The 23,190-nt window shown below is 69.8% G+C and carries 6 protein-coding genes; 2 read left to right on the top strand and 4 right to left on the bottom strand.

The window, feature by feature from the left end:
* Window positions 1-39 precede the first annotated feature (39 nt).
* Window positions 40-1,365, bottom strand: a complete 1,326-nt coding sequence (locus tag DMB37_RS24930) for a TetR/AcrR family transcriptional regulator (RefSeq protein WP_240771646.1) — start codon at window positions 1,363-1,365, stop codon at window positions 40-42.
* A gap of 130 nt (window positions 1,366-1,495) precedes the next feature.
* Here DMB37_RS24930 and DMB37_RS24925 point away from each other — a divergent pair, with 130 nt between their 5' ends.
* Window positions 1,496-2,317, top strand: a complete 822-nt coding sequence (locus DMB37_RS24925) for an enoyl-CoA hydratase-related protein (RefSeq protein ID WP_135234753.1) — start codon at window positions 1,496-1,498, stop codon at window positions 2,315-2,317.
* 208 nt (window positions 2,318-2,525) lie between these two features.
* On the top strand, window positions 2,526-3,551 hold the full coding sequence (locus DMB37_RS24920) for an SDR family oxidoreductase (protein ID WP_135234752.1): 1,026 nt from the start codon (window positions 2,526-2,528) through the stop codon (window positions 3,549-3,551).
* A 36-nt stretch (window positions 3,552-3,587) separates the two neighbouring features.
* Here DMB37_RS24920 and DMB37_RS24915 read toward each other — a convergent pair whose 3' ends face one another.
* The 3 genes from DMB37_RS24915 to DMB37_RS24905 all read right to left on the bottom strand — a co-directional run bounded on the left by DMB37_RS24915 (window position 3,588) and on the right by DMB37_RS24905 (window position 23,100).
* Window positions 3,588-4,835 (bottom strand): Nramp family divalent metal transporter, encoded by a 1,248-nt coding sequence (locus DMB37_RS24915; protein ID WP_135234751.1) that lies wholly within the window; start codon window positions 4,833-4,835, stop codon window positions 3,588-3,590.
* Window positions 4,836-4,957: 122 nt separating this feature from the next.
* The gene (locus tag DMB37_RS24910) at window positions 4,958-5,950 is read right to left on the bottom strand and encodes an alpha/beta hydrolase family protein (protein ID WP_135237813.1); all 993 of its coding nucleotides are present in this window, start codon (window positions 5,948-5,950) and stop codon (window positions 4,958-4,960) included.
* A gap of 269 nt (window positions 5,951-6,219) precedes the next feature.
* Window positions 6,220-23,100, bottom strand: coding sequence for a non-ribosomal peptide synthase/polyketide synthase (locus DMB37_RS24905; RefSeq protein ID WP_370465199.1), 16,881 nt, complete (start codon window positions 23,098-23,100; stop codon window positions 6,220-6,222).
* Window positions 23,101-23,190: the final 90 nt, after the last annotated feature.

The following is a 23,190-nucleotide window of genomic DNA, read 5'->3' as shown; positions in this document are numbered from 1 at the left end:
CACCGCGACTCGATGTGCGGGACGTCGGCAGGTCTGCGTTTACGCCTTGGAACCGAGCAGGACGGCTTGCATCAAGGCGGTGACCCGAGCCAATTGCGCTGGGCGGGAGTCGAACCGGAGCAGACGACCTACGTCGATCACCTGACCGATGGCGGCGTGCACCCGGAACCGAGCCTCGACCGGGTCACCGTCGAGCAGGTTGGCCCATTCCAGCACGTTCTGGCGTTGAATGGCGCGCAGCTTGTGCTGCTCAGCTTGCGGCAGATTGCTGAATTCGGCGTAGTAGACCGGCATGATCTCCGGCATCGCGAAGGTCAGGCGGGCCTGCCGCTCGGCGATCCGGCGTACCGCGTCCTCGCGACTGGTGGCCTCGGCCAGCGCCTCGGTGATCGCGAGGGCGACCCGATCGCCGGTCCGGTAGAACGCGGCGGCGAGCAGGTCGGACTTGCTGGCGAAGTAGCGGTACACGCTGGAGGCGTTGATGCCGACGGCCGCGCCGATCTCCTCGATGCTGGCCTCGTGATAGCCCTGCCTGCCGAAGATCCGGATCGCCTCGGTGAGCAGTTGTTCGCGCTTCGAGGACACCGGCAGGCCCCGCGTGACGGGTCCGGGATCCGGTTCCGGCGGGGCGGGCGGCAACTCGGCGCGCAGGATCGCCCACGACATGTCGTGCAACAGCGGCAGCAGCCTGGCACCGGAGAGCGCACTGCGGTGCGCGGAGATGCTGGCGATCGCGCTGAGCACCGCGGCCGCCAGCATGGCGACATCCGCGGGCGGCGCCGCCGGGCGCAGCAGTGCGATGGGCTCGGCGAGCGTGCCGTTCAAGTCGTCGTAGATCTGCCGGATCCGGACTCGATCTTCGCGTTCCAGGTAGCGCCGCTCCCAGCGGTACAGCCCGGCCTCGCGGCGGATCTCGATGGTGTGTTCGCTGATCGCCCGGATCAGTGCGTCCAGCCGTTGCTCCGGCGCCAGTTCCGTGTCGTCCGCGGCGCGGGCCACGTTCAGCAGGTGGCGCGCGCCCTCTTCGGCGGCCGCGACGAGCAAGGCGTACTTGTTCGTGAAATGCCGGTACAGCGCGGGCCCGGAGATCCCCACTTCGGCGGCGATCTCGTCCACGCCGACCGGGTAGTACCCGCGATCGCTGAACGCGCGCGCGGCTGCTCGGATGATCTGTACCTTGCGATCCTTGGGCCTGCGGCGCACCGGGCTCGCCGCGGTACGACCGCCGCCACCTGCCGGATCGGTGCGCGATGTCGTCCCGCCCGTCTCCCGGCCACCGCCGCCCACGGAATCGCTGCGCGATGCCGGCACGTCGGCATCCGGCCGCGCGGAAGCGAGGCCGACCTCGCTGCGATCCGCGACCATGCACCTCTCCGTTCTCCGGCGGCGCCGCTGGTTGACAGCGCCCGACAATGGAACCTAAGTTAACCACAATTCGCAAAGTTAACCAGTATTCATGGCAGGGTAACCGCTGAGTTCCAGCGTAGGAGCAGACATGAACAACACCGATTCTGCGGCATCAGTCGCGTCCTCCGCGCCGGCAACGGGCTTTTCGGCGGTGCACGACGGCAAGGTGCTGCGGGTGACGATCACCAACCCGAAGCGCAAGAACGCCGTCGACTACGACACCATGGTCGCGCTCGGGGACACCTTCGTGGCGGCCGCTGCGGACCGCTCGGTGCGGGTGATCGTGCTGACCGGCGAGGGCGGCGATTTCTGCACCGGCGCCGACCTCTCGGCCACCGCGCGCGAGGCCCAGCGCGGCATCACCCCCGACATGACCATGGATGCCGCGAACCGTTTGGTGAAGGCCATCGTCGACGCCCCGGTCCCCGTGATCGTCCGCGTCAAGGGCTCGGCGGCGGGTGTCGGCGTGGCCATCGCGTTGGCCGCCGATCTGGTCTACGCCAGCGAGGACGCCTACCTCCTGCTGGCCTTCATCAACATCGGCCTGATGCCCGACGGCGGCGCGGCCGCCATGATCGCCGCAGCGGCGGGCCGCCCGCTCGCCGCGGAGATGGCGCTGCTCGGCGAACGCCTGCCCGCCACCGCCGCGAAGCAGGCAGGCTTGTTCACTGCGGTGGTCCCCGAAGCCGAACTCGACGCGAAGGTCGAAGCCGCCGCCGCCAAGCTCGCCGCAGGCCCCCGCCGCGCCCTCGAACTCACCAAGAAGGCCCTCAACCAAGCGACGCTGACCTCCCTCGACACCGCCCTGGCAGCCGAAAAGTCCGGCCAGACCGAACTATTGACCTCCCCCGACTTCATCGAGGGCGCCACCGCCATGCTCACCAAGCGCAAAGCGGTCTTCACCGACTGACCCACCCCACTTCGCACTCCCCCACCGAGCACCGGACGTACGAACATCGGATCCCCTCCAGAGCAACTGATTTCGCAAGCACACGGGTAACTCCCCGGGCACCGGCCAACCCAACCCACACCCAACCGCCGGTCGCCGACGCGACATCCAACGCGCACGTGTCCGGCCTGAAGTCCCGGAGAGGCGGACAGAGCTAGGCTCTTGCCTCATGGGCTACCTGGTTACCGGGGCAACTGGGTTCATCGGTCGGTTCCTCATCCCCGAGCTGCTGAAACGCGAGGGTGTCATCCACGTGCTGGTACGGCCGGGCGCCGAGTCCGCCGACCGGTTCGCCTGCTGTGCCCGCGAATGGGATGGTGCGGATCGGGTGCTACCGGTGCCCGGCGACCTCGGTGCGCCCGGGCTGGGTATCGACCCGACGTGGCTGGCCGCGCATCGCGGCGCGATCGACCATGTCTTCCACCTGGCGTCCAGCTACGACCTGGCGGAGCGGGCCGACGGCACCCGGCACGTGGTCGATGTCGCGGAAAGCTTGAAAGCCGGTCTGCTCCATCATGTCTCGACGGTGGAGGTGGCCGGTTCGGCCGAGGGCCTGTTCACCGAGGACATGTTCGACGTGGGTCAGGTGTTGACCACGCCGACGCAGCGGGCCAAGTTCGAGGCCGAGCGGATCGTGCGCGCGGCCGCGCTGCCCTGGCGGATCTACCGGCCCTCGATCGTGATCGGCCACTCCCGGACCGGTGAGATCGACCGGATCGACGGCCCCTACTACTTTTTCCGGCTGCTGCGCATGGGTGCGCAGTTGCCGCGCATCCTGCCGGTTCTGGTACCCAAGCTCGGCGAAACCAACATGGTCCCGGTCGATTTCGTGGCGCGGGCGCTGGACCACATTGCGCACCAACCGGGCTCGGACGCGACGACCTATCACCTGGTCGATCCGCGCAGACAGAGCGTGGCCGAGGCATTGAACCTGTTCGCCGACGAGGCGGGCGCGCCGCACCTGGTCGAGGTGATGCCCAAGCGCGCGCTGGACATGGTGTTGCAGGTGCCGGGCGCGAGCTGGGTGCTCCCCCGCGTCGGCGTTCCGCAGGATGTGTTGGAGCACAGCGAGTTCAGCTGCTGGTTCGACTGCCGCAACACCACCGCCGCCCTCGCGGGCACCGACATCAAGGTGCCGCCGCTGGCCGGTTACGCGCCGCTGATCTGGAAGTACTGGATCGAGAACTGGGTCTGACGCTCGACGCCGAATGACCCGGCGGCCGTGCGGCTTTCAGGCGCCGGTGAGGGTCAGATAGATCAGCGCGACATTGAGCGCCGAGATGATGGCGGCGATCAGCCAGGCCAGTGCGGTGGTGACCCGATGGTTGACGTCGTTGCCCATCAGGACTCGATCGCTGGTGAAGCGCACCAGCGGAATCAGCGCGAACGGGATGCCGAAGGACAACACCACCTGGGAAATGATCAGCGCCCGAGTGGGATCGATGCCGACGGCCAGGATCACCAGGGCCGGGATCAGGGTGACCAGGCGGCGCACCATCAGCGGGATCTGCTTGCGCAGCAGGCCCTGCATGATCATCGCGCCCGCGTAGGCGCCGACCGAGGTCGAGGCCAGGCCGGAGGCGAGCAGGCCGATGGCCAGCAGCAGCGCCGCGACCGGTCCGAGCGCGTCGCCGACGGCGGTGTGCGCGTCCTGCAGCGTCTCGATTTCCCGGTCGCGCAACGTATTCGCCGCCATCAGCAGCATGGCCAGGTTCACCGTGCCCGCCAGCACCATGGCCAGCGCGACGTCCACCTTCGTGATCTTGAGCAGCCGCACCCGCAGCGGGCCGGGCGCCGGGTGTCCGTGCCGGTCCCTGGCCAGGCCGGAATGCAGGTACACCGCGTGCGGCATGACCGTCGCGCCGATCATGGCCGCGGCGAGCAGCACGCTCTCGGCGCCCTGGAACCTGGGCACCAGTCCGCCGAGGGTGCCGCCGACCGAGGGCGGTGAGATGAACACACTGGCCAGGAAGCCGATGGCGATGACCGCGAGCAGCCCGGTAATCACCCGCTCGAACGGCCGCTGGCCGCGGCGGTCCTGCACCAGCAGCAGACCCATCGACACCACACCGGTGATCACGCCGCCGACCAGCAGCGGCAACTGGAACAACAGGTTGAGTGCGATCGCGCCGCCGACCACCTCGGCGAGGTCGGTGGCCATCGCGACGGTCTCGGCCTGCCCCCAGTAGCCGAGCCTGGTCCACTTGCCCGACCGTTCCCGCACCGCTTCCGGCAGCGACATGCCGGTCACCAATCCCAGCTTGGCGGAGAGGAATTGGACGAGACCGGCCATCACGTTGGCCATCACGATGACCCACACGAGAAGATAGCCGAACTGCGCGCCGGCGCTGATATTCGACGCCACATTGCCGGGGTCCACATAGGCGATCGCCGCCACGAAAGCCGGCCCGAGCAGGAGGCTGGCCGCACGGGCCCGCTGGGACACAGACTTAGCGGACTCGACCGTCGTTGCACTCACGGAACAAGATTTTACGGGTTCCCAAACTTTTTGGTTAGCCCTACCCTAAAAGCCGACCGCCTGGTCATACCCGAAGGTATAACCAGGCGGTCAGTCCGTATTCAGTTGGTGAAGCTGAAGCCTCAGATGCCCAGGCCGCGGGCCAGCACCGGCCACGACAGCTGGAACTCGTCGCGCCAGTAGCCCCACGAGTGGGTGCCGCTGTTGCGGAAGTTGTAGGTCGCCGGGATGCCGAGCGAATCCAGCTTCCCCTTGAGGTTGTTCGTGCAGAAGTTGGTGCCCGCCTCGATCACGCCGCCGATGATGATCTGGTTCGCCAGACCGTAGGCGCCGGGCAGCGCGTACTTGCCGTCGAGGGTGTCGTACTGGCCGGGCAGGCCGTTGCCGGTGGAGATGTAGAGGTCCAGTCCGCGCAGGCCCTCGGCGTGCACGTACGGATCGTTGGCCACCCACTCCGCCGAACCCTGCGGGCCCCACATGTTGTCGGTGTTGCCGCCACCCCAGGTCTCGACGGTCAGCTTGACGAACTCCGAGCCGACCGGGTCACTGGTCTGCGCGCAACCGCTGTAGGCCGCGGCCGCCTTGTACAGGCCCGGCTTGGCGATCGGCAGCGCGAGCACGGTGGTGCCCGAGGTGGACAGGCCCGAGATCGCGTTCACGCCGTTGGTACCGAGCGCGCCGTCGATCAGCGGCGGCAGCTCCTCGGTGAAGAAGGTCTTCCACTTGTTGCGCCCGAGCGCCGGGTCGTCCTTGATCCAGTCGGTGTAGTAGCTCCACTTGCCACCGATCGGCTGCACCACGTTGACGTTCTTGTCCGAAAGGAACTGCAGCGCATCGGTCTTCGCCTGCCAGGAGGCGTCGTCCTGGCCGCCGCCCGCGCCGTTGAGCAGGTAGAGGGTCGGGCGCGGCACCGAGGCGTCGGCCGGGCGCTGGACGTCGATGATGACCTTCTGGTCCATCGCCGCCGAGTACACGTACAGCCGGATGTTGCGCGCATCCTTGTACTCGGCCTTGGTGATACGTGATCCGTCCGGGGCGGTCGGGTTGGCGAGCAGACTCTTACCCTCGATGATCGGGTCGGCTGCCGACGCGGTGGTCACGCCGAGACCGGTCATCACTCCCGCAAGGACCGCCGTGGCCGCGATCGCCGCGGCGGCACGTAGGCCGCTGCGCCGGGTCTGTCGACGTATCAATTTCGCACCTTCGCTTCGTCTCGAGATTCCATCTGCATTCCCCACGCGCCTGCGGTGGATGCCCTGGACACACCACGGCAGACCATACGGCTTATGTAGTCGCGGCAAAAGAGGTGATCGTTACCGCAGGGTTGCCCCATCATGCCTGAACTACCCCTGTTCCTGCGCGTCCGACCCACCTTCGCACATACCTAGTGCGCCCGCGGGTCGAGCAGCTCGGATAGGCCCGGACCGATCTCGGCCAGCGCCTCCGGCGTGGTCATCTGATCGTGTGCGACGCCGACCGGGTGATCTTCGACACGGCCGTCGACGAACGGTTGCCAGTTGGCTGCCGCGGTCTCGTGCCCGGCCGCGCTGTAGTAGTCGAGCCTGCCGCGGAACACCTCGGGGCGATGCTCGGCGATGAGCTCGGCCGACCGCACCGCGCTGCGGTAGATCCGGCGCACCCGCTCCGGCGTGAGCACGGCCATGTCCGGCGGGATGGTGGCGTGCAGCGCGGCGAGCGCCTCGTCGCTGAGGTCGTGGATATCGCCCTCGGTGGGCAGCAGCGCGTCGGCGCCGATACCGAGCTCGCTCAACGCCTCCCGGATCGCGGCCCGGAAGTCGGTGACATCGATGTCGGGATGGCTGTCCAGCATGGCCAGCAGCGCGACCTGTTCGCCTGCGGCTTGCAGTTCGGTCGCGACGGCGTGCGCGAGCACACCGCCGAGCGACCAGCCGAGCAGCCGGTACGGCCCGGCAGGCTGAACGGCGCGGATCTCCGCGACGTACCGGCTCGCCATCTCGGCCAGCGACGCGGGCAGATAGCCGTCTTCGGTCAGCGCGGGCGACTGCAGACCGAAGATCGGCCTGCTGGCGGGCACGTAGCGGGCCAGACCCGCGTAGCACCAGGACAATCCGTACATCGGGTGGATACAGAACAGCGGCTCGGCGGCCGCCGTGTCGTGCGGCACCCTGGTGCGGATCGGCAGCAGCACACCGAGCGCCGCGTTCGAGTCCAGGTCGTAGTCGTGGTCCCCGGCCAGCGCCGCGAGGATGCGGGTGGCCAACGCGCCGGGGGTGGAATCGGTGAAGAACCACTGCACCCGGACCTCGGCGCCGGTGAGCGTGCGCAGCCGGCTGACCGCGCGGGTGGCGACCAGTGAATTGCCGCCGAGATCGAAGAAGTCGTCGTCCAGGCCGACCCGTTCGACGCCGAGGATCTCGGCGAACACCTCGACGATGGTCCGCTCCAGCGGGGTCGTCGGCGGCCGATACGGGCGGGCGGCGAGTTCGGGGACCGGCAGCGCCTTACGGTCGAGCTTTCCACTGGCGTTGAGCGGCAGAGCATCCAGCACGACGAACGCCGACGGCACCATGTACGACGGCAGCGCGCCGCGCGCGTGCAACAGCACCGCGGTCTGGTCGACGGTCTCCCCCGGCATGGCGACCAGGTAGGCGACCAGCCGATCACCCGATGGGCCGCCGACGAGGGAAACGGCGGCGTGGCGCACCGATTCGTGGCCGAGCAGCACGGTCTCGATCTCGCCGAGTTCGACGCGCTGACCGCGCAGCTTGACCTGGAAGTCGCTGCGCCCCAGGTACTCCAGCGCGCTGTCGCGCCAGCGGACGATGTCACCGGTGCGATACAGGCGCGTACCGCCCTCGTGCGCGACGAAACGCTCCGCGGTGAGGGCAGGAGCACCGAGGTAGCCGCGGGCCAGCTGTACGCCCGCGATGTACAGCTCGCCGGCGGCGCCGGGCGGCACCGGGCGCAGCTGCCGGTCGAGCACGTAGACCTGAGTGTTGGCCACCGGCGTCCCGATCGGAACCGCCAGTCCAGCAGTGCCTTCCACCGGGTAGTCGGTCACCACGGTCGCCTCGGCCGGCCCGTACCAGTTCACCAGCCGGGTGTCCGGAATGGTGTCGGCGAAGGTCGTCGCGGTCTCCGCGGACAGCGCCTCACCCGCGGCGAACACCCGGCGCAGGCTCGGGTAGTCCGCCGCCGAATCCGGCACGAGGAAGGCATCCAGCATGGACGGCACGAAATGCACCGTGCTGACCGCGTTCTCGGCGATGACCTTCGCCAGATACACCGGATCGCGGTGGCCGTCGGGCTCGGCGACCACGATCGAGGCACCGGTTTGCAAGGGCCAGAACAGCTCCCAGGTGGAGATGTCGAAGGTGATCGGCGTCTTGTGCAGCACCACGTCGCCGGTGTCGTGCGGGTAAGCCCGCTGTGCCCAGCGGAACTGGTTGACCATCTGCCGGTGCGTGATCACCACGCCCTTGGGGCGGCCGGTGGAGCCGGAGGTGTAGATGACGTAGGCGACGTTGTCCGGGTGCACCCCGATGTCCGTGCGCGCGACCGAATCCAGCGGCAGGTAGAGGGTATCCACCGCGACGACCGCGATATCGGTGTCGGTCACGAAGGCATCGCCGGTGGTCAGCACGCAGGATGGGGCGGCACTGGCCAGCACGTATTCATTGCGCTCGGCCGGGTGATCCGGGTCGATCGGCAGGTAGCCCGCGCCCGCCCGCAGCACGGCGTAGATGGCGACGACCAGCTCGACACCGCGCCGCATGGCCACGCCCACCAGCGATTCCGGCCCGACGCCCCACCGGGCGATCTCCGCGGCCAGCGCGCGGGAGCGCAGGTCGAGCTCGGCATAGCTGAGCGTGACGTCGCCGTAGCGCACCGCGACCGCGTCCGGCGTGCGGGTCACCTGAGCGTCGAACAGCGACAGCAGCGTCGCGTCGTCCAGCAGCTCCGGCACCTCGGTGGCGTTGCGGGCGGCCAGCTCGGCCCGCTCGCTGTCCAGCAGCACGTCGATGTCGGCGACGCGCGCCTGCGGGTTGGTCACGAAGCGGCGGATCAGCGCCGAAAGCCGTTGCGCGAGCGCCTGTGCCGCCGTCTCGTCGAACAGGTCGCGCAGGTACTTCACCGAGACCCGCAGCTGACTGTCCAGCACCACCATCACGGTGAGCGGGTAGTGCGTGCCGTTGACCGCGCCGACGCTGGTGACGCTCATGCCGTCGATGGCGCTGGCCTTGTCCAAGCCGTCCCGGTCGACGGGGAACGATTCGAACACCACCAGGGAGTCGAAAAGCCCTTCCACGCCGACGGTTTCCTGAATATCGCTCAGCCCGAGGTAGTGGTGGTCCAGCAGCCCGGCCTGTTCGGCTTGCAGCTGGCGCAGCAGCCCGCCCAGGGTGTCGGTGGCGCCGAGGCGCACCCGCACCGGGATCGCGTTGAGGAACAGCCCGACCATGCTCTCGACGCCGTCCAGCTGCGGCGGCCTGCCGGAGACGGTGGCGCCGAAGACCACATCGTCGCGATCGACGCTGCGCCCGATCAGCAGACCCCACGCCGCCTGCACGACCGTGTTCACCGTGACGCCGAGACCCGAGGCGAGCCGGGTGAGCGCGGTGGTGTCGGACTGCGCCAACTCGAAGCCGACTTCGCCTACCCCGGCCGAGATTTCGCGGCCCGGATCGACCGGCGCCAGCGGCGTCGGCTCGGTGATCCCGCTCAGCGCGGCCCGCCAGGCTTCGCGCGCGGCGTCGGCCTTCTGCGCGACCAGCCAGGCCAGGTAGCCCCGGTAGGACGGCACCTTGGGCAGGTGCCGGGAGTTGCCGCCGAGCGCGTAGAGCGTCAGCAGGTCCTTCATCAGCAGCGGCATCGACCAGCCGTCGATCAGGATGTGATGGCTGGTCACCAGCAGGTGGTACGTGCCGGTGGCGGGGCCGTCCGCGGTCGCGGGATCCGCTGCCGCGGAACGGATCAGCGCGAACCGTAGCAGCGGCGCGGTGCGCATATCGAAGTGATCGGCCAGGTCGGCCGCCTTGATCCCGGCCAGTTCTTCGGCAGCGGCCTCGGGGGCGAGCTGACCGAGATCGATGTAGCGCCACGGCACTTCGAGCGAATCCTGCACGACCTGCAGTGGATTGCCCGCGTCGTCCTCGGCGAAGGCGACGCGCAGGTTGTCGTGCCGGTCCAGCACGGCCTGCGCGGCGGCGTGCATCCGTCCGGTGTCCACCGTGCCGCCCAGGTCGAGGACGAACTGGGTGGTGTAGACGTCGACCGAGGACTCGGCGAGCAAGGCGTGGAACAGCATGCCCGACTGCAGCGGCGTCACCGGCCAGACGTCGGTGAGGGTCGGGTAGGCGGCGGCGAGCCGGTCGATGGTGGGCTGCTTCAGCCGAACCAGCGTGAAGTCCGACGGCGTGTAGGTGACCCCGTCCGCCCGCAGCCCGTGCTCGGCCAGCCCGCCCAGCGCGTAGATCCAGTGCTCGGCAAAGGTTTTCACCTCGTCCGCGGCGAATACCGAGGCGGCGTAGTCGAACCGGGCCACCAGGCCGTCGTCGGCGGCGTCGACGGTGAGGTCGAGCAGCAGGTCGTCGGCCGGGGTGTCGGTGTGCACCCTGGCCGGGCGCAGATCCCGGTAGCGCACCGCGAATCGGCCACGGCCGAGCTCGCTCAGTTCGGCGGCGGTGTCCGCGTTGAGGTAGCGCAGCAGCCCGTAACCGACACCCTGCGAGGGCACCGAGCGGCGCAGCTCCTTGATCTGCGCCAGCGCGGCCCCGGCGGCCGGACCGCCGACGAGCGCGTCGTCGGCGTCGATCCTGGTGAGCCGCAACGGAAGCGGGTACTCGGTGGTGAAGCCGCCGACCATGCTCTCGTCGGCATCGGTCGCGGACCGCTCGTCGGCGGACAGCCGGATCACCGAACCGAGTGCCCGGGTGACGGATTCGCCCGCCGAGGTCTGCAGCGCCAGCGCGACCGCGGTCAGCAGGACGTCGTCCACGGTGGCGTGGTAGGCCGTCGCCGCGGCGACCACCGCGGCGGCACCCTCCGCGGTGATGGCCAGCGAGACCCGGCTGCGCACCCGCAGGTCACGCCCGTCAGCAACGTTCCCCTCGGGGACGGTCGTCAGAATCCGCTCCCACCAGCCCAGCTCGCCGACGGTGCGCAGATCGTGCGCCTTGGTCGAGAGCGCGCGGATGAGCACGCCCAGACCGGATTCCGGCGCCGCGGGCGCGGCGTGCCTGCCGCGGCTCCAGGCCGCGGTGAGCTGATCGACCATGGTCCGCCACGAGATGTCGTCCACGACAAGGCCATTGGCGACGACGATCAGCGTGGACCGGCCTTCGGGGCCACCGGTCAGCACGAAGTGGATATTGCGGCCTTGTTCGGGATCGAGCGCCGCGGCCGCGGCCTGCACTACATCGTCGATGGGCAGTGTGGTTTCGCCGTGCTGCGCGTCGAGCCTGCGGAACGCCTCGCCGGTGCGTTCGTCGGCGGGCGGAATCCGCAGCACCGGGGTGTCGCCCGAACGGTCCAGCCGCACCCACAGCATCGGATGCTGATCGAGCACCTTGCCGACCGCGGTGTGCACGGCTTCGACGGCGCAGCTCTCCGGCACGTCGAGCGCGATGGCGCGTACCTCGACGCCGGTGTCGAGCAGCCGGGCCGCGTGCGGCGTCAACGGCAGATCGCCGGACTCGTCGCCCGGCCCGTCCTCGACCGTGGCGGCCTTGGCCAGCGCCGCGACGGTGCGCAGCTCGAAAACGTCACGCGGGGCGAAGGTCACGCCGCGGCCGCGCGATCGCGACACCACCTGGATGGAGACGATGCTGTCGCCGCCGAGGGCGAAGAAGTCGTCGTCGAGGCCCACCCGGTCGATGCCGAGCACCTCGCCGATCACCTCGGCGATGGTCAGTTCGGCGTGGGTCTGCGGAGCGCGGTACGCGGTGGTCTCGAGTGCGGGTTCGGGCAGTGCGCGCCGATCCAGCTTGCCGACCGGCGTCAGCGGGATCTCGTCCAGCACGACGATGGCGGTGGGCACCATGTACTCCGGCAGGACGGCGCCGAGTTCTTCGGTCAGGTCCGCGACATCGAGCGTGACGCCCGTGGCGGGCAGCACATAGGACACCAGCATCGTCGCGCCCGAACCGGATTCCCGGCCGAGGGTCACCGCGAACTCGACGCCGGGCTGCGCGGTGAGCGCGGCGTCGATCTCGCCGAGCTCGATCCGGAAGCCGCGCACCTTCACCTGGAAGTCGTTGCGGCCCACATACTCCACCACCGGCTCGCCACCGGAACGGGCCCAGCGCACCACATCGCCGGTGCGGTACAGCCGCTCGCCGGGCGCGCCGTACGGGTCCGCGACGAACCGGCTCGCGGTCAGCCCCGGCTTGGCGTGGTAACCACGCGCCAGCTGGATACCGCCCAGATACAGTTCGCCCGCAACACCTTCGGGCACCGGGCGCAGCCTGCGGTCCAGGACCAGCGACCGCATGCCACGGATGGGACCGCCGATGGTGACCGGCTCCCCCGGTCGCAGCGGGTCGCTGATGTTGGTCATGATCGTGGTCTCGGTGGGGCCGTAACCGTTGTAGAACCGCCGGTTCTCGGCGCCCGCCCACCTGGCGACCAGGTCGGCGGGCACCGCTTCGCCGCCCGCCACGATCGCCTGCATGCCCGCGAGCGCGTCCGGGTCGAGCGAGGCGAGCACCGAGGGCGTGAGGAAGGCGTGCGTCACCCCTTCGGCCCGGATGAGGTCGGCCAGTTCGCCACCGCCGAAGGTCAGCGGCGGCGCGACCACCAGTGCGCCCGCCGAACCGAGCGCGAGCAGCAGCTCCAGCATCGAGGCGTCGAACGACGGCGAGGCGAAAGCCAGTGCGCGGGTCGACTGGTCGAGTCCGTACCGCTCCACCTGTTCGGCGCTGAAGTTGGCCAGGCCCGCGTGCGTGACCACCACGCCCTTGGGCAAACCGGTGGAGCCCGAGGTGTAGATCACGTACGCGGCGTTGCTGCTCCGGATGGGGCCGTGCCGTTCGGTGAGGCTGATCGGGCGGTCCGAGCGGGACGCGACGTCGAAGGTGAAATCGCGATCGTCGAGCACGAACCAGGGACGTCCACCCGCCATGGTTGGCAGCGCGCCGAGCTCGGCGGTGAGCGTCACGCCCAGTGCCGCACCGGAATCGGCCACCATGTGCGCGATGCGCTCGGGCGGGTAGGTCGGGTCGATCGGCACGATCGCCGCCCCGGTCTTGGCGATCGCCCACAGCGCGAGCAGGGATTCGACCGAGCGCCGGACCGCCAGCGCGACCAGCACATCCGGGCCGGCGCCGCGATCGATGAGTGTGCGCGCCAATTGCGAAGAGGCGGCGTCGAGTTCGACGTAGCTGAAGGACCGGCCACCGACGACCAGGGCGGCGCCGGTGGGATTCCTGGTGACCGCCGAGGCCATCAGTTCCGGCAGGCTGCGCGGCGCCACGGCGTCGCCGCCCGAGCGGGTCACCAGCTCGGCCCGCTCCGACTCGTCCAGGATCTCCAGGTCGCCGACGGCGGTGGCCGGATCCTGCGCGACGGCGGCGAGGATGCCGCGGAAGCGGCGACCGAACTCGGCGACCGTGTGTTCGTCGAACAGGTCACGGGCATAGGTGAATTCGGCGGCCAGGCCGGCTTCGGCGCCCGCCTCGGTGCGCTGTTCGCGCACGGTCAGCAGCAGATCGAACTTGGCGGTGTCCGCGGCCGGGTCCAGCGCGGCGAAACTCAGGCCGGGCAGCTCGAAGCTGGTGGCGGCGAGGTTCTCGAAGGACAGCGCCACCTGGAACAGCGGGTGGCGACCCGCGGACCGCTCCGGATCGAGCACCTCGACCAGCCGCTCGAACGGGGTGTCGGAGTTGGCGAAGGCACGCAGGTCGGTCTCCCGGTTGGCCCCGAGCAACTCGGTGAAGCCGAGATCGGCCGCGACCCGGGTGCGCAGCACCAGCGTGTTGACGAACATGCCGATGAGATCGTCGAGTTCGGGCTCGCCGCGGCCCGCGATCGGGGTGCCGATGGCGACGTCCTCGGTGCCGGACATCCGCGCCAGGAACACCGCGAGCGCGGTGTGCACGACCATGAACAGCGTCGCGTTGTGCTGCTTGGCCAACCCGACCAGCGCGGCGTGCACATCGGCGTCGACGACGAAATCGGTTTTGCCGCCCGCGAAACTCTGTGCTGCGGGCCGCGGTCGATCGGTCGGCAGGTTCAACTCGCCCGGCAGATCGGCGAGTTCGGTTGTCCAGTAGGCGAGTTGGGCGCCCGCGAGGGACTCGGGGTCGTCGTCGCTGCCGAGCACGCTGCGCTGCCAGAGCGCGTAGTCGGCGTACTGGATCGGCAGCGGCGCCCAGGAGGGTGCCTCGCCACCGCTGCGGGCGGCGTAGGCCAGCATCAGATCTCGGGTCAGCGGACCCATCGACCAGCCGTCCGCGCTGATGTGGTGCGCGACGAACACCAGGACGTACTCGGTGGCCGCGAGCTGGAACAGCCTGGCGCGGAACGGCACCTCCATGGTGACGTCGAAACCGGCGGCGACGATGCGCTGCACCTCGTGCGCCACGCGCTCCTCGCCGATCTGCGCGGGGGCCAGATCCACCGAGACCTCGTGCGGCGCGAGGACGCGCTGCTCGGGGCCGTCCATCGTCTCCGGATAGACGGTGCGCATGATCTCGTGGCGCGCGACAAGGTCGGCGACGGCCTGCTGCAACGCGTCGACATTCAGGTCGCCGGACAGCCGGATGGCGGCCGGGATGTTGTAGACGGCGGCGGAGGTGTCGAACTGGTTCAGGAACCACATCCGCTGCTGGGCGGAGGACAGCGGAATGTGCTCGGGGCGCGGCTGGGCGACCAGCGGAGTGCGGGTGGTCTCGGCCGTCGTGTGCTCGACCTTGATCGCGAGTCCGGCCACGGTGGCGGCCTCGAACAAGGCGCGCACGGGGACGCGGGCATCCAGCGCGGCCCCGATGCGCGCCGCGACCTGAGTGGCCAGCAGGGAATTACCGCCGAGGGCGAAGAAGTCGTCATCGGCCCCGACCCGCTCGACACCGAGCACCTCGGCATACACCGACGCCACGATCTCCTCGATCGGCGTCGACGGAGCACGGAACACCTGAGCCTCGAACTCCGGCTCCGGCAACGCCTTCCGATCCAACTTGCCGTTCACATTGAGCGGCAACGCATCCAGCACCACGAACGCCGACGGCACCATGTACGACGGCAACGCCTCGCCCAGCACCGACTTCACCTGCGCCACATCGAGACCGGCGTCCTCGGACGCCTCGCCGTCGGCGGCTTGGGCGGCGAAGGCGGCGGCCTGGACGGCGAACGAGCCGGCGGGCCCGGCCGGAGCGACCGGCTCGGCCCGGCCGACCAAGTAGGCGACCAGACGATCACCGGTCTTGGGATCGGACTTGGCGACCACCGCGGCCTGCGCGACCTCCGGCAACGCCAGCAGCGCGGCCTCGATCTCGCCCAACTCGATGCGGAAACCACGGATCTTCACCTGGAAGTCGGTGCGGCCCTGGTAGTTCAGCTCGCCGTCGCGGTTCCAGGCCACCAGGTCACCGGTGCGGTACATGCGCTCGCCGGGCTGGAATGGATTGGCCACGAACCGATCCGCGGTCAGATCGGCCCGGCCGAAGTAGCCGCGGGCCAGCTGAGCGCCCGACAGGTACAGCTCACCGAACACGCCGACGGGCACCGGGCGAAGTCGCGAATCCAGCACGTAGACCTGGCTGTTCCACTCGGGCGCACCGATCGGCACGGAGCCGTGGTCGGCCTCGGCCACCCGATGCTGGGTGACCGACACCGCGGCCTCGGTGGGGCCGTACAGGTTGAACAGGTCCGCCTCCGGCCGCGTAGCCAGGAACCGCTGCGCCAGCGCGGCGGGCAGCGCCTCGCCGATGGCGAGCACGCGCCGCAACGGCGACGGTGCCGGCGCGGACTCGGTGCCGGTGTGCACCAGCAGCGCGTCCAGCATGGACGGGACGACATGCAGCGTCGTCACCGCTTCCCGGGTGATCAGCTCGTTGAGGTAGGCCGGATCGCGGTGCCCGTCCGGCGCGGCGATCACCAGCTTGCCCGCGCAGGCCACCGCCGACCAGAATTCCCAGACCGAGAGATCGAAGGTCGCCGCCGTCTTCAGCAGCACGGCGTCGCGCTCCGACAGACCGAATTCGGCCGTCTTCCACTGCAACTGGTTGGCGATCGCGGCGTGCGAGACGGCAACACCCTTCGGGCGACCGGTCGAGCCCGACGTGAAGATCACGTAAGCGGTGTTCGCGGGCCGCAGCGGCGCGCGGCGTTCGGTGTCGGCCAGCGGTCCGCTGGGGAAAGAGCTCAGCACGAGCTCATCGATGGGCACCACGGGCGCGACCTCGGTGTCGAAGTCGGCGTCCGCGTTGGTGAGCACGCACACTGGTGCCGCGGTCTCCAGGATGTAACCCGTGCGCTCGGCGGCCTGATCCGGGTCGACCGGCACATACGCGCCACCGGCTTTGGCGACCGCGTACATGGCGACGACCAGGTCCACCGAACGGCGGAAGGCGAGCGCCACCCGCGATTCCGGCCCTACCCCGATCGAGATCAGGTAGCGGGCAAGGCGATTCACCCTGGTGTCCAGCTCGACGTAGGTCAGCTCGTGCCGGGCGCCGTCGGGCAGGTCGGCCACTACGGCGACGGCCTCGGGCGCCGCCGCCAGCACCGCGCGCTGCAGGAACCACGGCAGCGTCACGGCCGCGTCGACCTGGTGCGCGGTGTCGTTCCAGTGGGACAGAACCGCGTCGCGTTCGGCGGCGGCGAGCAGGTCGATGTCGCCGACGGGGATCGTGGCGTCGGCTACGACGGCGGCGAGGATGCGCGCGAGCCGCTCGGCGAAGCCCTGCACCGTCGCGGCGTCGAAAAGATCGGTGGCATAGGTGAAGAACCCACCCAGGCCGGTGGGCGTGCCGGACTCGTCGTAGCTGTCGCCCACGATCAGGTGCAGATCGAACTGCGACACATCGAGATTCGCGTCGACGCCGGTCACGGCCAGGCCGGGTAGCTCCAGCGCGGTGCGCGCGATGTTCTGGAACGACAGGCCCACCTGGAACAGCGGGTGATGGGCGGTCGAGCGGGGCGGGTTGAGCACCTCGACCAGCCGCTCGAACGGGATGTCCGCGTGCGCGAACGCCTGCAGGTCGGTATCACGCTGCCTGGCAAGCACATCGGTGAACGCCGCGCCGCCGTCTACCGTGGCCCGGAAGACCACGGTGTTGACGAACATGCCGATCAGGTCGTCGAGTTCCCGCTCGCCGCGGCCGGCCACCGGGGTGCCGATCGCGATGTCGCCGGAACCGGACAACCGGGCGAGTAGCACCGCCAGTGCGGTGTGCACGACCATGAACAAAGTCGCACCATGCGCGCGAGCAAGTTCCACGAGACCGGCATGGGTGGCGGCATCGATCTGCACGTCCACCCGGGCACCGGCCATCGACGCGATGGCAGGCCGCGGCCGATCCGTCGGCAACTCCAGCAGGTCGGGCAACCCCGCGAGCTGCTTGCGCCAGAACAGGATCTGCTGCGCGGCAATCGATTCCGGGTCGGCCTCGGCGCCGAGCACCGCCCGCTGCCACAACGCGTAGTCGGCGTACTGCACCGGCAACGGATTCCACCCGGGCGCCTCGCCCGCGGTCCGTGCGGCGTAGGCGACCATCACGTCGCGCACCAGCGGGCCCATCGAGGATGCGTCCGCCGCGATGTGATGCACCACCACCGCGAGGACGTGATCGGATTCCGCGGTGCCGTCGGTGATCTGGAGCAGGCGCACACGCACCGGCACCTCGTCGGTCACGTCGAACGGTGTCGACGCGAGGGCATACACCTCGCCGGGCACCTCGGCCGCGGCGACGGGATGCGCGGTGACGTCCAGCTTCACCCGGCTCGCGGGCAGCACCACCTGGATCGGGCCGTCCGCGTTCTCCGGGTACACGGTGCGCAGCACTTCGTGCCTGCTCACCACGTCGTCGAGGGCCGCGCCGAGGGCCGCGACGTCCAGCGCACCGGTGAGCCGCAAGGCGAACGGCAGGTTGTAGGCCGCCGATCCCACCGCCGCGTCGCCGTCGGACTGGTTGAACCGATTGAGGAACCACATCCGCCGCTGCGCGAGCGACAACGGCAACTGGTCGGGGCGGGCGATGCTGCCCAGCGGCACGCCGCGCGCGCCGTGCGTCTGCGAGTCGATGGCGGCGGCCAGCGACTGCACCGTCGGCGTCTCGAACAGCGTCCGCACCGGGACCCTGGCGTCGACCGCGGCACCCAGCCGGGCCACCAGCTGGGTGGCGATCAGCGAGTTGCCGCCGAGGGCGAAGAAGTCGTCGTCGGCGCCGACCCGGTCGAGGCCGAGCACCTCGCCGAAGACCTCGGCGACGATCTCCTCGACCGGCGTTGCCGGCGCCCGGAATTCGCGCGCGGTGAAGGTCGGCTCGGGCAGCGCCTTACGATCCAGCTTTCCGCTCGGGTTCAGCGGGAAGGCATCCAAGGCGACTATGGCGGTCGGAATCATGTAGGCGGGCAGCGTTTCCCCGATCGCGGCGAGCAGTTCGGCCTGCTCGACCCGCTGTCCCGGCACGGCGACGACGTAGGCCACCAGCTGATCGCCCAGCGTGGACCGGCTGACCAGCGCCACCGCCTGGTTCACCGAAGGCTGGGCCAGCAGCGCGGTCTCGATCTCGCCGAGCTCGATGCGCTGGCCGCGGAACTTGACCTGGAAGTCGGTGCGGCCGAGGTATTCCAGCCGATGGGACCGACCGGCGGTGCGGTCGCGCCACACCACCAGGTCGCCGGTGCGGTACATGCGCTCGCCGAAGCCGAACGGGTCGGCCACGAACCGATCCGAGGTCAGATCGGCGCGCCGGACGTAGCCGCGGGCCAGCTGATCACCGGACAGGTAGAGCTCGCCGGGCACCCCGGCCGGGACCGGGCGTAGTCGCCCGTCGAGCACGTACACCCGAGTGTTCCACTGCGGCAAGCCGATCGGCACCGAGCGGGTATCCGACCCGTCGGCGGGCCAGTAGGTCACCGATACCGCGGCCTCGGTCGGGCCGTAGAGGTTGTGCACCCGCGCGTCCGACACCGCGGCGAACGCGGCGACGGTCTCCGGCGGCAAGGCCTCGCCGATCACGAAGACGTCCCGCAGGGTCGGGCAGGCACCCGCCGCCGTGTGCGCGGCGAACACGGTCAGCATCGACGGCACGAAGTCGGTGACGGTGACCCGTTGCGCGGCAATGGTTTCCGCGACATACACGGGGTCACGATGCCCGTCGTGGGTAGCCACGACCAGCTTCGCGCCGACACGCAGCGGCATGAAGAAGCCCCACAGCGACACGTCGAAGGTCGTCGCGGTCTTCTGCAGGTAGACATCATCGGCGCCGAGCGGGTACTCCGCCAGCATCCACTCGATCTGGTTGTTGATCGCCGCGTGCGAGACCGCAACGCCCTTGGGGCGTCCCGTCGAGCCCGAGGTGAAGATGACATACGCGGGATGCTGCGGCAGCACCTTGCGCACCAATTCGTCGTCGCGGACCGGTGCGCTGTCGAAGGCGTTGGTATCGACCGTATCCAGGGTCAGCACCGTCGTGCCGGCGGGCACCTCGACCGCGTCCTTCGACGTGGTCACCACGCAGGCGGGTTGCGCCGTATCGAGGATGTGCGCGATCCGCTCGGCCGGGTGATCCGGATCCAGCGGCACATACGCGCCGCCCGCGGTCACGATCGCGTACATGCCGACAACGAGGTCGAGGGACCTCCGAATCGCCAGTCCTACCAGCGACTCCGCACCGACGCCCTGCGAAATCAGCAGCCGGGCAAGCTGATTGACCCGCTTGTCGAACTCCGCGTACGTCAGCGTCGCGGAGCGACTCGATGAGGGGTGTTGGCCGGGCGACGGGTGGGCGAGCTCGGTGCCCTCGTAGGCCAGCGCGACAGCGTCGGGATATGCCGCTGCCGTCCGCCGGTATCCGTCGAGCAGAAGTTCGGGCGCGACCGCGTGCCGAGTCTCGTTCCAGCCGACGAGAATCCGCGCCAGCTCATCCGGCTCCAGCAGATCGATCTCCCCGACCGCGCGATCCGGATCGGTGCCAACGGCCGCGAGCAGGCGCTCGAAGCGTTGCGCGAACTCCGCGACGGTCGTCTCGTCGAACAGATCCGTGGCATAGGTGAACTGCGCCGAGAACCCGTCCTCGGTCTTGGGCACCACGGTCAGCTGCAGGTCGAACTTGGCCACCGCGCCGTCGAATTCGACCGCGTGCGCGGACAAGCCGGGCAACTCGACGTGCGCCTTGCTCATGTTCTGGAAGAACAGCGCCACCTGGAACAGCGGGTGGTGGGCCTGCGAGCGCACCGGATCGAGCACCTCGACCAGCCGCTCGAAGGGTAGCTCCGCATGCGAGAACGCGGCCAGGTCCGTCTCTTTGGTCGCGGCGAGCAACTCCGCGAACGAGGCGCCGGGAGCGATCGGCGTGCGCAACACCAGGGTGTTCACGAACATGCCGATGAGCCCGTCGAGCTCGCGCTCGCCACGGCCTGCGACCGGGGTGCCGATGACGATGTCGTCGGTGCCGGTGAGCCGGGCGAGCAGTGCGGCGAACGCGGCGTGCACCACCATGAATTCCGAAGCGCCCGCCCGCTGGGCCAGCTCGGTGAGCCCGCGATGCACCTCGGCGGACACCTCGAAGGTGTACTCAGCTCCGGCATTCGAGGCGATGGCCGGGCGGGGCCGGTCAGCGGGCAGGTCCAGTCGATCCGGGATGCCGGCCAGCGCCGCGCGCCAGTAGGCGATCTGCGCGGCGGCCACCGAGTCCGGATCGTTCTCGTCGCCGAGCACCTCCCGCTGCCACAGCGTGTAGTCGGCGTACTGCACCGGCAGCGGCGGCAATGCGGGCGGTGCGCCGTTACGCCGAGACAGGAAGGCGCCGAGCAGGTCCCGCAGGAACGGGGCGACCGAGGCGCCGTCGGCGGCGATGTGGTGCACGACCACGACGACCACGTGTTCGCTGGGCGACAGTTCGGCCAGTGCGACGCGCAGCGGCACCTCGGCGGCCACATCGAACCCGGCCAGCGCGAGGCCGCGCAGCCAGTCCGCCAGCTCGTGCTCGGCGAGCGGCTTCGGCGCCAGGTCCGGAACGGCCTGTGCCGCAGGGAGAACCACCTGGTAGCCGGTGCCATCGATGGCCGGATACACGGTGCGCAGCGTCTCGTGCCGTTCGATCACATCCATGATCGCGGCTTGCAGCGCCGATACGTCCAGCGCGCCGGACAGCCGGACCGCGATCGGAATATTGTTCGCCGCCGACGCGGTGTCGAACTGATTCAGGAACCACATCCGCTGCTGCGCCAGCGACAGTGGAATGTGTTCGGGCCGTTCCATCGGCGCGAGCGCGCGCCGGTCCCCCGCACCCTTCAACGACTCCATCCGCTCGGCAAGGCCTGCGACGGTGGGTGTCTCGAAGATGAGTCGCGCGGGCACCCGAGCGGACAGGGCGGTGCCGAGCCGGGCCGCTGCCTGGGTGGCGATCAGCGAATTGCCGCCGAGTTCGAAGAAGTGGTCGTCGGCGCCCACCGGGGCGCCGGGCCCGAGCAACTCGGCGAAGACGTCGGCGACCAGCTCTTCCAGCGGGCCGACCGGTGCGCGGAATACCTTGGTCTGCAGGCGTGGTGCGGGCAGCGCGGCCCGGTCGAGCTTGCCGACCGGCGTCAGCGGGATCGCGGCGATCACCATGACCACCGTCGGCACCATGTGCGCGGGCAGGCGCTGCTCGGCGACGGCGGCCAGCTCGGCGGCGTCGGCGGCCATTCCTGGCGCGGAGTGCACGTAGGAGACGAGAATCGTGGCGCCGCTGTCCAGTTCATGGCCGACGGTGACCGCGAAGTCCACCGTCTCGTGGGCGGCGAGCACCGCGTCGATCTCGCCGAGCTCGATGCGGAAGCCACGAATCTTCACCTGGAAGTCGTTGCGGCCCAGATACTCCAGCTCGCCGTCCGCAGTCCAGCGGACCAGGTCGCCGGTCCGGTACAGCCGAGTGCCGTTCGCGTCGAAGGGATTCGCGATGAAGCGGGCCGCCGTCAGCCCGGCCCGGTCGTGGTAGCCCCTGGCCAGCTGCGCGCCGGTGATGTACAGCTCGCCGACCGTCGCGCCGGTGACCGGCACCAACTGCTCGTCCAGCACGTACTCGGTGACCGCGCGGATCGGCCCGCCGATCGTCACCGGCGCGTCCGGGGCCAGCGGCGCACTGATGTTCGTCATGATCGTGGTCTCGGTGGGCCCGTACCCGTTGCAGAACTCCCGGACCCGCTTGCCGGACACCGGTACCACCCAGCGCCGCACCAACTCCGGCGGGCACGCCTCGCCACCCGCGACGACCACCCGCAGCTCGTCCAGCCCGGCGGGATCCACCGAAGCGAGCGCCGCGGGCGTGATGAACGCGTGCGTCACGCGTTCCCTGCCGATCAACGCCGCGAGTTCCTCGCCGCCGAACACGGTCGGCGCCACCACGACCATGGTGGCCGCGCCGCCGATCGCGAGCAGCAGCTCGAGCACCGACGCGTCGAACGACGGCGACGCGAAATGCAGCGTCCGCGAATCACTCGTCACCTGGTAGCGCTCGCGCTGCTCGTCGCAGAAGCCGGACAGGCCGGCCTGGGTGACGACGACACCCTTGGGCGTCCCGGTGGAGCCCGAGGTGTAGATCACGTAGGCCGGATGCTCGGCGCGTAGGGGGCGTACCCGGTCGACATAGGTCACCGGGTCCGCGGGGAACTGCTCTAGCCACCTGGCGCAGTCGGCGGTGTCGATGGCGAGCCAGTCGACCCGGTCCGGCAGTTCGTCGCGCACCTCGGCGACGGTCAGTCCGCAGACCGCGCCGGAGTCGGCGACCATGTGCTCGACCCGGTCGGCCGGGTAGTTCGGATCCACCGGCACGAAACCGGCGCCTGCCTTGGCCACCGCCCAGACGGCGACCACGGACTCGATCGAGCGCGGGATGCCGACGGCCACCAGGTCCTCGGGGCCGACGCCACGGTCGATCAGCAGCCGTGCCAGCCGGGTGGACCGCTCATCGAGGTCGGCGTAGCTCAGCTGCGCCAGCGTGCCGGTGGCGTCGGCGAGGACGACACCGATGCCGTTCGGGTTCGCCTCGACAGCCGTGGCCATCAGCTGCGGCAGCGTGGTGACCCTGGCTCGTCTGGTTCGGGTAGGCCGAACTCTGGCTGGGCGGGTCATGCGCACACCGCTGCGCGCGCGTCGTCATACCACTGCCCGACCGACCGAACCATGGAGATGCCTCACCCTGCCTGTTGTCGCCGCACACACGCCTCG

The organism is Nocardia sp. CS682 (assembly GCF_004634405.1).
GTDB lineage: Bacteria > Actinomycetota > Actinomycetes > Mycobacteriales > Mycobacteriaceae > Nocardia > Nocardia ninae.
Note: the sequence above shows the minus strand (reverse complement) of the source record. Positions and strands in the feature narration are given on the sequence as shown.

Bases quoted from the DNA above. Each gene is read 5' to 3' on its own strand.
- DMB37_RS24930 (WP_240771646.1), bottom strand. From the start codon at position 1,365: ATGGTCGCGGATCGCAGCGAGGTCGGCCTCGCTTCCGCGCGGCCGGAT.
- DMB37_RS24925 (WP_135234753.1), top strand. From the start codon at position 1,496: ATGAACAACACCGATTCTGCGGCATCAGTCGCGTCCTCCGCGCCGGCA.
- DMB37_RS24920 (WP_135234752.1), top strand. From the start codon at position 2,526: ATGGGCTACCTGGTTACCGGGGCAACTGGGTTCATCGGTCGGTTCCTC.
- DMB37_RS24910 (WP_135237813.1), bottom strand. From the start codon at position 5,950: ATGACCGGTCTCGGCGTGACCACCGCGTCGGCAGCCGACCCGATCATC.